13 protein-coding genes and 1 pseudogene are annotated in these 15,202 nt (G+C 60.1%); 8 read left to right on the top strand and 6 right to left on the bottom strand.

All coding sequences use genetic code 11. From position 1 onward, the window contains the following. Nucleotides 1-62 precede the first annotated feature (62 nt). From AC07P1_RS14725 to AC07P1_RS14715, 3 genes are read left to right on the top strand one after another with little or no spacing between them, the layout of a single operon-like run. The gene (locus AC07P1_RS14725) at nucleotides 63-2,270 is read left to right on the top strand and encodes a beta-glucosidase family protein (RefSeq protein ID WP_494696522.1); all 2,208 of its coding nucleotides are present in this window, start codon (nucleotides 63-65) and stop codon (nucleotides 2,268-2,270) included. 10 nt (nucleotides 2,271-2,280) lie between these two features. After that, the gene (locus AC07P1_RS14720) at nucleotides 2,281-3,147 is read left to right on the top strand and encodes an IclR family transcriptional regulator domain-containing protein (protein ID WP_494696521.1); all 867 of its coding nucleotides are present in this window, start codon (nucleotides 2,281-2,283) and stop codon (nucleotides 3,145-3,147) included. After that, nucleotides 3,134-4,054 (top strand): intradiol ring-cleavage dioxygenase, encoded by a 921-nt coding sequence (locus tag AC07P1_RS14715; protein WP_494696520.1) that lies wholly within the window; start codon nucleotides 3,134-3,136, stop codon nucleotides 4,052-4,054. Before AC07P1_RS14720 ends, AC07P1_RS14715 begins: the two co-directional genes overlap by 14 nt. A gap of 392 nt (nucleotides 4,055-4,446) precedes the next feature. Here the strand turns inward: AC07P1_RS14715 and AC07P1_RS14710 are convergent, their stop codons facing one another. The 5 genes from AC07P1_RS14710 to AC07P1_RS14690 all read right to left on the bottom strand — a co-directional run bounded on the left by AC07P1_RS14710 (nucleotide 4,447) and on the right by AC07P1_RS14690 (nucleotide 7,643). Then, nucleotides 4,447-5,343 (bottom strand): SDR family NAD(P)-dependent oxidoreductase, encoded by an 897-nt coding sequence (locus AC07P1_RS14710; protein WP_494696519.1) that lies wholly within the window; start codon nucleotides 5,341-5,343, stop codon nucleotides 4,447-4,449. 4 nt (nucleotides 5,344-5,347) lie between these two features. Continuing rightward, nucleotides 5,348-6,130 carry an NADP-dependent oxidoreductase gene (locus tag AC07P1_RS14705; RefSeq protein ID WP_494696518.1) on the bottom strand — a complete coding sequence of 261 codons (783 nt, stop codon included), beginning with the start codon at nucleotides 6,128-6,130 and terminating at the stop codon, nucleotides 5,348-5,350. Next, nucleotides 6,127-6,279 carry a hypothetical protein gene (locus tag AC07P1_RS14700; protein WP_494696517.1) on the bottom strand — a complete coding sequence of 51 codons (153 nt, stop codon included), beginning with the start codon at nucleotides 6,277-6,279 and terminating at the stop codon, nucleotides 6,127-6,129. The genes AC07P1_RS14705 and AC07P1_RS14700 overlap by 4 nt, the downstream gene beginning before the upstream one ends. Before the next feature lie 87 nt (nucleotides 6,280-6,366). Continuing rightward, nucleotides 6,367-6,780, bottom strand: a complete 414-nt coding sequence (locus AC07P1_RS14695; protein ID WP_494696516.1) for a DoxX family protein — start codon at nucleotides 6,778-6,780, stop codon at nucleotides 6,367-6,369. Between the two features lie 14 nt (nucleotides 6,781-6,794). Then, entirely contained in the window at nucleotides 6,795-7,643 is an 849-nt protein-coding gene (locus AC07P1_RS14690; protein ID WP_494696515.1) for an NAD(P)H-binding protein, read from the bottom strand. Between the two features lie 133 nt (nucleotides 7,644-7,776). Between AC07P1_RS14690 and AC07P1_RS14685 the strand changes: the two genes are divergently transcribed. Then, nucleotides 7,777-8,196 (top strand): winged helix-turn-helix transcriptional regulator, encoded by a 420-nt coding sequence (locus tag AC07P1_RS14685; protein WP_494696514.1) that lies wholly within the window; start codon nucleotides 7,777-7,779, stop codon nucleotides 8,194-8,196. 101 nt (nucleotides 8,197-8,297) lie between these two features. Here the strand turns inward: AC07P1_RS14685 and AC07P1_RS14680 are convergent. After that, nucleotides 8,298-8,644: pseudogene (locus tag AC07P1_RS14680) on the bottom strand (nuclear transport factor 2 family protein). 581 nt (nucleotides 8,645-9,225) lie between these two features. Between AC07P1_RS14680 and AC07P1_RS14675 the strand changes: the two are divergent. From AC07P1_RS14675 to AC07P1_RS14660, 4 genes are all read left to right on the top strand, one after another. Continuing rightward, the gene (locus AC07P1_RS14675) at nucleotides 9,226-9,930 is read left to right on the top strand and encodes a glycoside hydrolase family 3 C-terminal domain-containing protein (RefSeq protein ID WP_494696513.1); all 705 of its coding nucleotides are present in this window, start codon (nucleotides 9,226-9,228) and stop codon (nucleotides 9,928-9,930) included. A 197-nt stretch (nucleotides 9,931-10,127) separates the two neighbouring features. After that, nucleotides 10,128-11,288, top strand: a complete 1,161-nt coding sequence (locus AC07P1_RS14670; protein WP_494696512.1) for a ThuA domain-containing protein — start codon at nucleotides 10,128-10,130, stop codon at nucleotides 11,286-11,288. A gap of 586 nt (nucleotides 11,289-11,874) precedes the next feature. Next, complete coding sequence (cuyB, locus tag AC07P1_RS14665; protein WP_494696511.1) at nucleotides 11,875-13,275, top strand: cysteate racemase; 1,401 nt, start codon at nucleotides 11,875-11,877, stop codon at nucleotides 13,273-13,275. Nucleotides 13,276-14,007: 732 nt separating this feature from the next. Beyond that, nucleotides 14,008-15,192: an adenosylhomocysteinase gene (locus AC07P1_RS14660; protein WP_494696510.1), complete on the top strand. Its 1,185-nt coding sequence runs from the start codon at nucleotides 14,008-14,010 to the stop codon at nucleotides 15,190-15,192. Nucleotides 15,193-15,202: the final 10 nt, after the last annotated feature.

Raw genomic sequence — 15,202 nt, 5'->3', positions numbered from 1 at the left:
TGTTAATCTTTAGCGCAAGAGACAACCACATAAAAAGGACGAGCATGTTGGAGCACCATACAATGACATTGCGGATGACATTGCGCTGGACGCTGGCGCTGACGCTGGCGCTGGCCTTGGCCACACAGGCGGGGGCGGCCGATGCCGGCCAGCGCCCCTGGATGAACACGCAATTGTCGCCGGATGAACGGGCCAGATTGCTGGAGCGCGAAATGACGATGGACGAGCGCTTGAGCTTGGTCCACAGCCCGATGGCGGTCGACTTCGGCCCGTTCAAAAAGCCGGCCGGCGCCATCTCGGCGGCCGGCTACGTGGCCGGCATCGCCCGGCTGGGCATGCCGTCGCTGCAGGAGAGCGACGCCAGCCTGGGTGTCACCAATCCCGGCAATTCCCGTCCCGGCGACAGCGCCACCGCCCTGCCCTCGGGCCTGGCGCTGGCGGCCACCTGGGACCCGCGCCTGGCGCGCGCCGCCGGCGCCGCCATCGGCCGCGAGGCCCACGCCAAGGGCTTCAACGTGCTGCTGGCCGGCGGCGCCAACCTGACGCGCGACCCGCGCGGCGGGCGCAACTTCGAATACCTGGGCGAGGACCCGCTGCTGGCCGGCGTGATGGCCGGCGAATCCGTGGCCGGCATCCAGGGCGAGCACGTGGTCTCGACCATCAAACACTTCGCCCTGAATCCGTATGAAACCTCGCGCAACACCCACAACGCCGTCATCGCCGAGGGGCCGCTGCGCGAAAGCGACCTGCTGGCCTTCCAGCTGGCCATCGAGCGCGGCCGTCCCGGCTCGGTCATGTGCGCGTATAACAAGGTCAACGCCTTTTACGCCTGCGAGAACGAGGCCTTGCTGGGCAAGGTGCTCAAGGGCGACTGGGGCTACCCGGGCTGGGTCATGTCCGACTGGGGCGCGGTGCATTCGCTGGACGCCGTCAAGGTGCTGGACCACCAGTCGGGCGAACAGCTCGACAAGGAAGTGTATTTCGGCGAGCCGCTGAGGCAGGCGGTGGCGGACGGACGGGTGGCGCCGGCGCGCATCGCCGACATGGTGCGCCGGATGCTGCGCTCGATGTTCGCCAACGGCCTGTTCGAACACCCGGCCGGCGGCGGCAAGATCGACTACGCCGCCCACGGCCTGGTGGCGCGCCGGGCCGCCGCCGAGGGCATGGTCCTGCTGCGCAACGAGAACGCCATGCTGCCGCTGAATACGGATGTCAAGCGCATCGCCGTCATCGGCGGCAACGCCAGCCTGGGCGTGCTGTCGGGCGCGGGTTCCTCGCAGGTCACGCCGTACGGCGAGCCGCCCGTGGTCCACAAGATGGACGGCACCACGCCGTTCGACGCGCTGTTCCGCCGCACGACCTGGTTCGCGCCGGGCCCGCTGGCGGCGATCCGCGAACGCGCTCCCAACGCCGAGGTGATTTTCGACGACGGCCGCTATCCGGCGTCGGCGGCGGCAGCCGCCGCGCGCGCCGACGTGGTGCTGCTGTTCGCCACGCAGTGGAACGGCGAAAACGAGGATGTTCCCGACATGAGCCTGCCGCAAGGCCAGGACGCACTAATCGCGGCCGTGGCGGCGGCCAATCCGCGCACGGTGGTCGTGCTCCAGACCGGCAACCCGGTGCGGATGCCGTGGCTGGCGCAAAGCGCCGCCGTGCTGCAGGCCTGGTATCCCGGCCAGTACGGCGCCCAGGCCATCGCCGACGTGCTGTTCGGGCAGGTCAATCCGTCCGGCCGCCTGCCGATGACGTTCCCGCAATCGGAGGCGCAGCTGCCGCGCCCCGCCCTGCCCGGCGCCGGCCTGCCGCCGGACAGCCACTACGACATCGCCTTCAACGAAGGCGCCGACGTCGGCTACCGCTGGTTCGCCAGGACCGGCGCGCGGGCGCTGTTCCCGTTCGGCTACGGCCTGTCCTACACCAGCTTCGCGGTGTCGGACCTGCAAGTGGCCGGCGGCGAGACCCTGACCGTCAGCTTCAACCTGAAGAACACCGGCGCGCGCGCCGGCGCCGACGTGCCGCAGGTGTACCTGCGCTCGGCGGCGGGCCAGCCGCTGGCGCGCCTGCTCGGCTGGAACAAGGTCACGCTGGCGCCGGGCGAGCAACAACGCGTCAGCGTGGCGGCCGATCCGCGCCTGCTGGCCAGCTACGACGTCGCCGCCAACGGCTGGAAGATCGCCGCCGGCGACTACCGCGTCAGCGTCGGCCGGCACGCCGACGACGCCGCGCTGGAAGGGGGCGCCAGGCTGGCGGCCCGGACCATCAAGCCGTAACGGGGTCCACATGGAATCGAACATCGCGGTCCACGCCGACAGCCATGGCGACCCGGAATTCATGCGCTCGCTGGCGCGTGGCATGGCCGTCATCCAGGCCCTGTGCGACGCGCGCCAGCCGCAAACCATCGCCATGATCAGCGAGAAGACCGGCATTTCGCGCGCCGCCGCGCGGCGCTGCCTGTACACGCTGCGCCAGCTCGGCTACCTCCGCGGCGAAATGAACGGCTTCATGCTGGAGCCCAGAATGATGACGCTGGGATATTCCTACCTGTCATCGACGCCATTGGCGGCGCTGGCCCAACCCTACCTGAACCACCTTAGCCGCGTGCTGAACGAATCGAGTTCGGTGGCGATACTAGAGGGGGACAGTGTCATGCATCTGGCGCGCGCGGGCGCATCGCCGATGGTGGCGGCGCAGTTGAGCGTGGGCGAACGCTTGCCGGCGTACTGCACGGCCTCGGGCAGGGTGCTGCTGGCCTACTTGCCCCCCGCGCAGCTGGACGCTTATTTCGCGCGCACCACCTTGACCGTGATGACAGACCGTACCGTGGTATCGGAGCGGCGCTTGCGCGACCTGCTGGCGGAAGTCAGGCAGACCGGCTATGCGCTCGACGACGAGCAACTAGAAATCGGAATGTATTCGATCGCCGTGCCGATTCGGCAAGCGGCGAACGGCACGGCGTTAGCGGCGATGCACATCGACGCGCTGACCACTAGCACCGGCGCAGAGCGCTTGAAGACCCTGTCCCTACCCCTGCTTCGGCTAGCAGCATTGGAACTGTCGGAACTGTTGCCGCCAAGTGTGGTGTTGCAAGTTGCTGGCGCACGAAGCAGTTGGCAATATATACAGAGAGAAAACCATGCATACGACTAAAACGAACCATGACCATGATGGGGGACTAGCGGCCGACATGCCTGCGATGCTCCAGCTCAGTCGGGACCGCCGACAAATCTTGCGCTGGTTATTGGCGAGCGTAACCGCGCTGCCTGGTGTCGGCTGTGGCGGAGGTTCCGGCGATTCGGGCAGTGCGTCGGTCCCAGCGCCAGTGCCGATTGCGCCGCCGGTATCGACCACGCCGGCACCACCGCCGGCTACCACACCGATTACGCCCCCTCTCATTAGCACGCCGACCTCGTGTTCCGCGACCCCTGAGGAAATCGTCGGCCCATTCCCGGCCGACGGAACCAATTCAACCGCCGGACGCATTGTCAATGTACTCAATCAGTCGGGCGTGGTGCGTAGCGATATTCGGTCCAGCTTCAATGGTGCACGCGGCGTGGCTGCCGGTGTACCGCTCACCATCCGGTTGCAGGTCGTCAACACCAACGGCGGATGCGCGGCCCTTGACGGCTATGCGATTTACATCTGGCAATGCGACCGCGATGGCAACTACTCGCTTTACTCACCGGGCACCAGCGACCAGAATTTCCTGCGTGGCGTACAGGTTAGTGACAGTAACGGCAGCATGTCCTTCACCACTATATATCCAGGCTGCTACCCCGGCCGAGTACCGCATGTGCACCTTGAAATATATCGTTCGTTGGCTGCCGCAGGAAATGTTTCCAATCGCATCCTGACGTCGCAGTTGACCTTCCCCGAGGTGGCCAGCGATGCGGTCTACGCCACCCCGGGTTACAGCGGCAGCGTGAACAACATGGCGGCGATCAGCCTCTCCACCGACATGGTATTCCGCGATGGATTCGCACAGCAAATGGTCAGCATCACAGGTAACGTCATCGATGGCTATGTGGCGACGCTAACGATAGGCGTGGTGGCCTGAGAACGGGGAGGCGGCGCAAGGCGGCCCAGTTGGGCGCGGCCAGCATACCGTCACCGGCCAACGCACTTTTCCGCCATGGATCGCCGCAGCAGGACGTGGCACCCTTAGTCCTGTCCTCGCCACCAAAGACGCCCAGTTCATCACAGGCTACAGCCTTAGACCCGATTGTGGAGGAATCATCGATTCTGCACGATGAGCTGCGGCCAAGCATCGCACCTCAAACAAGCAACCATGACGCACGATGACAAAAAACGCTCGGAGCTGCCTTCACCTCCAAGAAATATGCCCACATTCACGGCCACATCCACAATGTCGCGACTAGACCAATGTTGGCCTCATACGGCAAGGCGCGCCGAAACTCCTGCCGTCCAAGGAACCGGCAGGACGGCGCTTCATTTATGAACAGCGATGAGTTGTTCGGATAAGATCCACAGACGCTCGCCCAATTCATCGTTGCGCGCGGCCGGACTCAGGTCTGCAATTTTGCAATCACTGAAGTACTGGCCCGTCACGCCGGCCGGTTCAGGATGCGCGGCGAGATAGCACTGCGTTGCCGCGCCCTGCGGAATGGTCTTCGTGAAGTAGCGGGCGATCGGCGCGAGTGCCCGCATCAGCAGGCCAAGGTTACGCGCCAAATTGGTGTCGGCGATAATACCCGGATGCAAGGTGTTGACGGTGATGCCGACACCACTCAAACGGCGCGACAACGTCCGGGCGAACAGGATCCTCGCAACGTTCGATTGTCCATAGAATACCCAAGGACTGTAGCCCCGATCACCGGACAAATTGTCGAATTCAATCCCTTCCTTTGACGCTTTATCGTGCGCGCTGCTGGCCAAAATCACGATGCGCGCGCCTGCATGATGAGGCATCAAGTCGACGACGCCCGTGACAAGCATGAAGTGCGAAAGATAGTTGACAACAAATTGCTTTTCCAGCCCGTATAGTTGCTCCAATTTTGGAAGTGCCATGATGCCCGCGTTGGCGATGACAATGTCCACCTGTCGGCCGCTAGCGCGAAGTGTGGCAAGGGCCGCCTTCACCGACGAAAAGTCGGCCAGATCACAGGCCAGCGGCGTGGTGCTGCCACCGACTTTCGCGCACGCCTCCTGCGCCGTCTGAAGATTGCGCGCGGCCGCGATGACGTGCGCGCCGTGGGCCGTCATTTGCCGCAGCGTCTCGAATCCGAGGCCAGAGTTGCAGCCGGTCAGCAGCACCGTCTTGCCGGTAAGATCGACGCCTTGCAGCACATCGTCGGTGGTGGAGCGGGCGTTAAACGAATTTTTCATATTTTTAGTTCCAGATGACGACAAGTTTCCCCTTGGGGGTGTTGCGCTGTTCGAGCGCCGCGAGTGCAGGAATGGCATTGTCAAGCGATACGGTTTTGCCTATCGATAGCATTAGCTTTCCCTCGGCCGCCAGCTTGGCCAGTTCCGTCAAGATATGCGGGTTCGGCTTCGCCACAACCATCTCGTGGCGTCCCGACAGCAGCATTCCGCATAGCTTGGCTGGTGTTGGATTGATGTCGAGAACGACCCCGCCCGGCTTAAGCAAGGCGCGCCCCTCCTTGAGTGAAAGCGTGCCTGCCGTATCAAAGACAACATCGAATTGATGTTGGAGCGGACGAACATCGAATCGCTGGTAGTCGACGACGCGACGCAGGCCCAAGGCACGTGCCTCGGTCATTGCAGCCCCCCTACAACTACCGGCCACAGTGGCGCCAATTGTGATCGCCAGTTGTGCGGCGGCACGGCCGACACCGCCCAGGCAGCCGTGCACGAAGACCGACTGTCCAGGCTTGAGTTGCGCCTTGACGACCAGGCCGCACCACGCTGTCGCCCCAACGATGGGCAACGCGGCAGCTTGCGCGAACGACAGCCCCTCAGGTTTCACGACAACGAAATTTTCTTCCGCCATCAATTGGTCGGCGAACGCGCCAGCTGCCTTCATCGACGCGGTGCCCAACACTTCATCGCCGACCTTTATCCGCGTGACGGATGGACCGACCGCCTCCACGGTCCCTGAAAAGTCGCCACCCATGCCTTTGGGGAAGCGGCGCCCGGTCATGAACTTCATGACGCCGTTTCGTATTTCCAGTCGACGGGGTTGGCGGAGGCCACCTTGAGACGCACGAGGATCTGCCCCTCGCCCGGCCCGTCGATCTCGAACTCTTCGAGTTGCATGGTTTCTGGCCCGCCATAACGGTGGTAATGAATGCGTTTCATGGACGTAGTTCCTGCATTCTTTGTTGCGCTCGCCGGGCGGCGTTTTTCTCAAGGCCGCCGGCCAGTCTGATTCGGCTCGACATTTGTCTAGGCGCCTTTCAGATGGTGGCGCGAGGGCGCTATCGACGGTGGCGAATATGGTGACTGCTTCGCTCGTGCCGCGTTCTGCGTGTAGAAGGAAACGAACAGCGCGATGAGCCCCACGAGCGCCGGTGCGAAGCCGCCGTCCGCTGCGTGCATATGCGCCAGGAAGGCGAGCAGCAGATGAAAGAACATCCCCGCATAGGCAAGATCGCTCAGCGCAACGCTGCGCCGGGACACAACAGCGACGACACCCAGAATCTTGACGGTGATGAGGAACTCTCTCAAATAGCTCGGGTAGCCGAGCGCGGCGAGCGACTGGTGGACCTTATCGCCCATCGTCAAGTACATCGTGATGGAAGCGAGATAGAGCAAACAGAGCAGCGCCGTGCTGATCCAGTAGGAGTATTTGCGGGTCATGTCTTAGTCCTCTCTCACGCCAGTTTGGCCATTAGCACTTCGCGCAACGTCCGCGCGGACGTGCCGGAAAGCCGCTCGACATCCCGTGTCACGATGTCGAACTTGCCTTTGACAAACGAGGTTTTGATCTCCGTGATTGCGTCCCGAACCACCTCAGGCAGCCCCGCTTGGGCGAGCCCAATGCGCAGATGGTCCACGGTGACGAGGGCGAAGCTGACCGGCTTTCCGACGATCTCAGAAACAATGGCCGCACGTTGCGGCCCCGTGATGGCGGCCGGCCCGGTCAGATTGTAGATTGCCCCCGCGTGACCTTCGCTCAACAACGCACCCGCCGCCGCCGCCGCGACATCCTCACGGGACACGTAAGCGACACGTTCATCGCCCAACCCCGGGAGTACACCGCCGCCCAACGCCATCCCGATCTCGTCCGCCATGGACTCTGCGTAGTAATTCATGCGCAGAATGGTCCATTGCCCGATCGTCGCGATGAGGGTCTGCTCGCCCACCCAGTAGGCTTCGCCCAGTGACGGGGCAACTGCTTCGTGCGTACCGACTGCCGACATCAAGAAAACCTGCGCTACCCCGGCATGCTTGGCTGCATCAACGGCGGCCTTGAGCTGGCGCCCGCGAACGCCGGGGGCAAGGTCTGCACTCGGGATGATGAGCAGGCGGTCCAGGCCTTGGTACGCTTGCACCAGCGAGTCCGGCTGGTCGTAGTCGCCAAAACGGCCCGCGACCGCTGCATCGGCGATGCGCGGACTGCGGGATATTCCGACAAGACGATGCATGCTGCCGCGCTGCGCCAGGCGCGACACGACTAGTTGGCCGAGCTGACCACTTACACCACTGATACCGATCTTCATGAGATAACCTTTCTATCGTTAGGAACAAAATGTTATTGTGAATATGCGTGTAATCGCTTAAATTCACAAGAATGAACAATTAGGTTCCTAAGGAACACTTTTGTTCGTAATGACGAAAGACGGAGGGAAATTTATGGCAAATCTCCAGCAGGCGGAACAGGCGGCGCTTGAGAGCGCTCACGACGATCATGGGCGCTGCAGGGCGCTGGGCAGCGTGCTCGACCGGATTGGCGACAAGTGGACCATCATGGTTGTCGGGGCGCTGTCGAAGGGGCCGTTGCGGTTCAACGCGCTGCTGCGAACCGTTGGCGGCGTGTCGCATCGGATGTTGACGTTGACACTGCGCGGCTTGGAGCAAGATGGCTTGGTTCATCGAAAAGTGTATCCGACGGTCCCGCCCAAGGTCGAGTACCGCCTCACCGAGATTGGCAACTCCCTCATCGAGCCTTTGAGCGCGCTGTCATTTTGGGCCGAGACAAATTTCCCCGCCATTGAGGCGGCCCGCGCCGCGAACGACGATAAGCGGGAGGCGGACGGGAACCACTCGCCTTGATCGGCAGGTCGCCCCGCATGGATATACGCGACAAGCGATGCCCATCAGGCGCCGTCTTGGCTCTGTTGGCGGCGCGCTTGGCCCGCTCCGCGGCGAAAGCTTTAGAACGTGGTGTTCGCGTTGGCGGGGGTTTCTGGAATCGCTTGTACCGCATCGCAGTGCTCAGCGACGTAGTCTCCATCGACTAAGAAGCGTCTGATTAGGCGCGCGAATGGGGCCTTCTCACGCAGGGACGCGATAGCTGGCGAAAGCCCTCGCGACCGTCGGCAGCGGATGGATAGTGCTGGGATGTAGCGATCGCCGACGGATTTCAGCGCCGCGTTTGCATCTTCTAGTTGAGGCCCCTTTCACGAAACGCGAGCACGGCCTGCCGGTTGGCCTCCTCTTGCCGGCTGTAGGCGTGAGCGCAAATGGCGGCGATTAGCACTAGAGCAGCGGGGTCCGCCATCGGGAATTTTTTCGTTCATCGTGCTTCCTTTTGTGTAAGTGGAAATAAAGTTCTTCGATGATTGCGGCGTCCCAGGGCTTCAACCGAAACGCTTGGCCGCGTCGCACCGCCCGCCCAGAGACGGGCTCGGTGCCGTTGAGGTATTCATAGCTGTTCCGCTGCTGTTTTTTGTCGGACGCTCGCCGTCGATAACGACGCTTCACGCGGCTCCTTGTTCGACCACAGGCGTGGTTCATACCGGTTTCACAGCTCCGGGTTTCCAACGTCAGGAACAAAATGTTCCGGTCAATATGCAAGCAGCGGTCGATATTTGCAAGAACGCACAGAGGCGTTCGTAACGCACCTATATGTTCTTTCCGTGGCTGGATGATTGGTGAAATGGACGAAACCGTGACCAATCAGTGCCCCATCCAGACGCCTCACGCCGGGTAGACGCGCACATAAATAAATCATTAAGTTGATTAATAATTTTTAATGAATATGTTAATGTTTGACTCCATGAGCTACACCGCGAGAGGGTGAAGATGGTCCAGGGTCGAACGAATAAATTGTGCTGGGCGGTGACGCTGGCGGAGCCGCCCGTGGCCCACAAGACGGACCGCATCACGCCGTTCGACGCGCTATTTCCCCGCACCACCTGGTTCGCGCCGGGCCCGCTGGCGGCGATCCGCAAGCGCGTGCCCAACGCCGAGGTGATCTTCGACGATGGCCGCCATCCGGCGTCGGCCGCCGCAGCAGCAACGCGCGCTGACGTGGTGCTGCTGTTCGCCACGCAGTGGAACGGTGAGAACAAGGATGTTCCAGGCATGAGCCTGCCGCAAGGCCAGGAAGCGCTGATCGCGGCTGTGGCGGCGGCCAATCCACACTCAGTGGTGGATCTACAAACCGGGAGTCCGGTGCGCATGCTATGGCTGGTCGCAAAGCGCCGCGGTGCTGCAGACATGGTATCCCGGACAGTACAGCGCCCAGGCCATCGCCAACGTGCTATCCCCGCAGGTCAATCCGTCCGGACGCCTGCGGATGACGTTCCCGCAATCGGAGGCGCTGCTGCTGCGGCCCCGCCCTGCGCGGCGCCGGCCTGCCGCCGGACACCCGCTACGACATCACCTTCAACGAAGGCGCCGACGTCGGCTACCGCAGGTTCGCCAGGACCGGCTCGCGTGCGCTGTTCCCGCTACGGCTTGTCCTACACCAGCTTCGCGGTGTCCGACCTGCAAGTGGCCGGCGGCGAGACGCTGACAGTCAGCTTCAACCTGAAGCTGGTCGCCCAGACGTTTAGCCCGTAGATGGACCGGCGGCTCGATGAGCCACTATCGGTTCGGCAAACCGATGTATGAGCTCCCCAAGCATGCGTTCGGGCCATAACCTCCATCGTCATAGAAATCATAATTAGGTGGCGCCATGAAAAACCAGTCAGATTTTTGACTGCTTGCTTCAGACCCATCTTGAAATAGTTGAACAACTCTGCTTTCATACGTCGCCAATGCATACTAAAACCATCCTCGCGGCTATCATCGCTGCGGCCGCCATCATCGTTGCCTCCGATGCGCCTACCGCGCCTGCGGAAAGCGTGGAATTTTGGGTCGCTGACTGCCCGCTGGCCGGCCATCAGCTCTCGATAGAATCCTCATTATTCGACATTTTGACGACCGCGAAAGCGCGCGAAACCGTGACCCGTCTGGCACCTGGCATCATCGAATCGCTGCCATCTCAAGTCACCGGAACTACCCTTCCCGCGCTGTCCGCTATTATTCCTCTTCGACCACTGATCGCGAGCGCCGGCAGCCCAACGTCAGCGCAGATTGATATGGAATTGCGCGCCATTCCTACCACCGTGGCCGATGACAGAAGACGCTGTTCGCGGTACGACGCGGCACCGCCGCCCGCGCTGCCAAAAGCGCTCAAGCACCCAGCCATTTTGGTCTTCGATAAGAGCAATGGTTTCCGCGACGTTCCGTCGGTCGATGCCGCCGCCTCCGCCCTCAGGTCAATGGCGAGGGAACACGGATGGCAGCTAGTTTTCACAGACCGCCCCGCAAGCTTCAATAGCCGCGACCTCGCACAATTCGACGCAGTTATCTGGAACAACGTCAGCGGCGATGTGCTTTCATTAAGCCAACGCGCTGCGTTCCGTGCATACGTCGAACGAGGCGGCGGTTTCGTGGGAATTCATGGTAGCGGCGGGGATCCGCTAACTTACTGGGACTGGTACGTGGATACGTTAATTGGCGCTCGGTTCAAAGGGCATCCCGCGCCGCGCGAGGGTCAGCCGCCGAGTCCGCAGTTCCAGCCGGGACGCCTGATTGTCAACGAGGCAGGCGGTCAGATCGTCGCAGGACTAGGCAAGGGCTGGACTATGACGGAGGAGTGGTATTCCTTTTTCTCAAACCCCAGGACGTCTGGCGCTAACGTGCTCGTTACGCTTGATGAAGGTAGCTATGTGCCGATGGGCTATGCTGGCGATCTCCGAATGGGGGATCATCCGATTGCTTGGACGCGTTGCGTTGGAACGGGTAGGTCGTTCTATACCGCAATCGGACATTTGCCAGCAAGCTATATTGAGCCCTCTGCGGTGCGGTTGCTATCCCAAGGAATCGCTTGGGCGGCACACGGCGACCCGTCCGCTTGTCGCAATCAACGATAATCGCCCGACTCCTAAACCACAATCGGCTCCTCCACAAAAAGCATCGCGCAGATGGTTTACCGAACGTGAACATCCATTGCGATTCGAGTCCTGCATCGCCTCATGCTTCGCGGACATCGAGGCATTTTGCGGGTGCAGTGTGTACCAAGCCTCTCCAGCATTGGCTTTCGCTATTGATGGTAAGGAACACGCGAATACCCGGTCGCGTCACCCCGGCTTCGTCATCTACGTCAATCATTACACCTCCTCAGTTCTTGGGTGCCATAAAGCACCACGGTATTAAGTAGTGTTGGGAGATCGCTTTCGCACAGGTTTGCGAGTGCGCCGACCGCCTGCACGCCACTGTATGCGCTACACGTCGCCCCCGCAATGCGAGATTGCGATATAGGCAAGGTATTGCAATCGCTGAAACTTGCCGCCGAATTGTGCGACCTGGGGACTTCCGGGATTATGCGCTAGTGGAATAAGGTTAGCCCATACTTGCATAATCCGTTCGCCCAGTGCCCATATGATTATGGGACTTCTACATTGAGATTTTGACATGACATATAGCGCGCTACCCCGTAGCTTGGCCGTGGTTGGTGGAATGGGACACCTCGCCGGGGCGGACCTCTATGACAAATTGCTTGCTGCCATCGAGCGGCATGGTGCGAAGGATTTTCAACTTGCCCTCGATCCGCATAGCTATCGTCGTGATGCGCATCTCGATGCCGGAACTGAGGCAGCGAACGGTCGCATGCACTATCTCTATGACACGGCAGTTCGGCTTTCGCATTCCGACGTAGACGCGATTTTGCTTCCGTGTTTTATTAGCCATACTTTCTTGCCGGCGCTACAGCAGGAGGTATGTGTTCCGATCTTCAATATGATGCAGGCCTTGGCGGCGCATCCCATGGTTGAGGGAAAAAAGGTCGGCGTACTGTGCACACCTTATGTCCAAAAACACAGGCTGTTCGAAGCATATTTTCCTTCAAACAGTCTGATCTATGTATCGACTGCGACATACGACCGCCATGTAGCACCCGCTGTCTATGGCGCGGACGGCGTGCTGGCGGGCAAGGCCGACGATGCTGTCGCAAGCATGCTCGAACATGCCTGCCAGGACCTGCTAGCGCGTGGTGCCGACATCATCGTTCCGGGAATCAGCGAAATCGCCGTCATGGCAGAAGCGTTGAGCCAGCGTGGGCTGCCGGTGCTGGATAGCCACCGAATCTATGCGGAGCACGTGGTCGCCGCCGGCACCCTACGCCTGCCCCCCGCTTTCAGGGTAGGCGTCATCGGCGGAATTGGACCTGCCGCTACAATCGATTTCATGCGCAAGATAATCGACAACACACGTGCCACGCGCGACCAAGATCATATTCGCCTGGTCGTTGATCACAATCCGCAAATTCCGGACAGGACTGCAAACCTCGTCGCCGGTGGAATGGACCCGATGCTTGCCTTGTACGCCGCCTGCAAACGGCTTGAACGTAATGGTGCTACGCTGATTGCCATGCCGTGTAATACCGCACACGCCTATATAGACCGCTTGGCACCTGGGCTATCGATTCCGATTGTCAATATGCTCTCGGAAACGGTGCGCCATATTCTCGCGAACCACCCCGGGCATCAAAGGGTTGGCCTTCTCGCGACAACCGGCACCATCGCGAGCAGGGTCTATCACCGTGCAGCACAGGGCGCGCCCTTCGAGTTGATCGTTCCCGACGCGCCGCACCAAGCACTGGTTATGGAATCGATCTACGGTGAGCAGGGAGTCAAAGCGGGATTCGTGGAAGGCCAGTGCAAGGCGAATCTGTTGCGCGCGCTCTGGCATCTTGCCGATAGCGGCGCCACTGTTGTCATTCTTGGCTGTACCGAGCTCCCCCTATTGCTGCCGGAGTGCAGCGACTTCGCCGTCGATGGACGGTCCTTGGTCTTGCTAGACCCCACCCCCCTCCTCGCTCGCCGCTGCGTGGAGCTTGCCGTAGCGGGCAAAGACCACTGACTGGTTTCTGCCTCGTTAGCGCGGCCCGCCGCGCTACGCTGTTGTTTGCCACCTTACTCTTGGCCGTCAGCGCCACTGCCACAACGGAATCCTCGCCGGCTATCAAATGCGGTGGCGTCGCTCTCTCCATGTGAGATACATCTCAGGATGTACATATGACACGCGGCCCCAAGGTGTCGGGCCATTGGGACGCTCCGGATGTCGCCACGCACGACGCGCGACTGATTAGGCACGTTCACGACGTGCGGCGTCGAAGTCGGAGTCGGTACCGTCGCCGGAAACGGGCCGGGGACTTCTTCTGAAGCACGCCACGCTTTCACGCTGCCGTGAAATTCAATACGGGTGCGGCGATCCTGCACGCCTTCACGCAGTGCAGTGCGCAAAACCGCTGTTGTGGCTGATTTCTTAATTGAATTCGATGATTCCACCAAAAGATCGACTAACCCTCACCATTTGCAATACCGTCGAGGAGCATAAGCGATAGATAGCGGCTATCAGCATTAGGAAATAACAAGTGGAAAGCACTTCCATTACCGGATATATTATTAATCACAACTCGACGTCTCCATGCTGATTTCAAAAATACTCAATATGCGTTGTTGCCAAAATATGTCGCTAGGTGTCCTTCAATATTTTTGAAATTTCAATTTAAAAATAACGGAAAGCCATTCATGCCAACAGACCATCTAAAGCTTCTAAATTAGCCTAAAAATATTTACAAGAACATAAAACATGAACATATCAAATATAGATTTAGTCAAGTCCGGCAATGACCGGATCGAATGGGCCCGCGCCCACATGCCTATATTAGCTAGCATCCGTCAGCGGTTTTTAACCGAGAAGCCTTTCGATGGCTTTAAAATCGGCATTTGTCTCCACGTCGAGGCAAAGACTGGAGTTTGGCTAGATGCGTTGACCGCAGGTGGCGCTGAGATTGTTATTACAGGCAGCCCGGGAACAACTCAAGACGACGTTGCCGCCGCCCTCAATGAAAACCCCCTCATTAATGTATTGGGGAAAAAGAGCGATACACGCAAGGAGCACGATGCTCATTGCCGAGCAGTCTTGCGCTCAAGTCCGGATATTATCGCGGACAATGGGGCTGACCTTTTAATGATGCTATATCAGGAGCAGGAATTCGCTTCGTTGTCCGGCACTATTTGCGGCAGCACTGAAGAGACGACGACCGGTGGATTCCGCCTACGGGAAGACAATGTCAGCTTTAAATTCGCCACTTGGGTTATTAACGATACTCAAGCTAAGCAAATCGTCGAAAATCGCTACGGCGTCGGGAGTTCGGTCGTCGACGGATTCATGCGCGCTACAAATGTCATGCTACACGGGAAGTCCGTGGTGGTGGTGGGGTATGGATACTGCGGATCAGGCGTCGCGCAGCGGTTCCGGGGAATGGGAGCCCACGTCATAGTTGTTGACTCAGATCCGATGCGCCGGCTCGAGGCGCATCTCGAAGGTTTTCGAACGGCAGCGTTAGAGGATTGCCTTGAGTCGGCGGAAATCCTGATCACTGTGACCGGCAGAGACAACGCCCTGACGCTCGACTCACTCAATCGATTGAAAAACGGTTGCATCATAGCGAATGCGGGACATTTTTCGTCCGAGATCGATTTGCCCGCTTTAACTACTGCGGCTGTTTCCGTCAATGTCCTGCGTCCGTTCGTCAAGGAATACCAGTTCGTCGATGGACGTCGTGTATTTGTTATCGCGGACGGGAATCTGGTCAACCTATCCGCAGGGGATGGAAACCCGATCGAAATCATGGATTTAGGTTTGGCCCTTCAGTCACTAAGCCTCGAACAAATGGCTTTAAAAGGACGGGGCCTGACCAGCGGAGTACACCCGGTCGCCTCTAATATCGAGCAAGACATCGCCCTTTTGGCGCTACAGGCCTGGACCTGATACCGGACGG

The organism is Duganella sp. GW821-FHT07F09 (assembly GCF_059418705.1).
The sequence above is the reverse complement of the archived record's forward strand: the minus strand, read 5'-3'. Positions and strand labels throughout refer to the sequence as shown.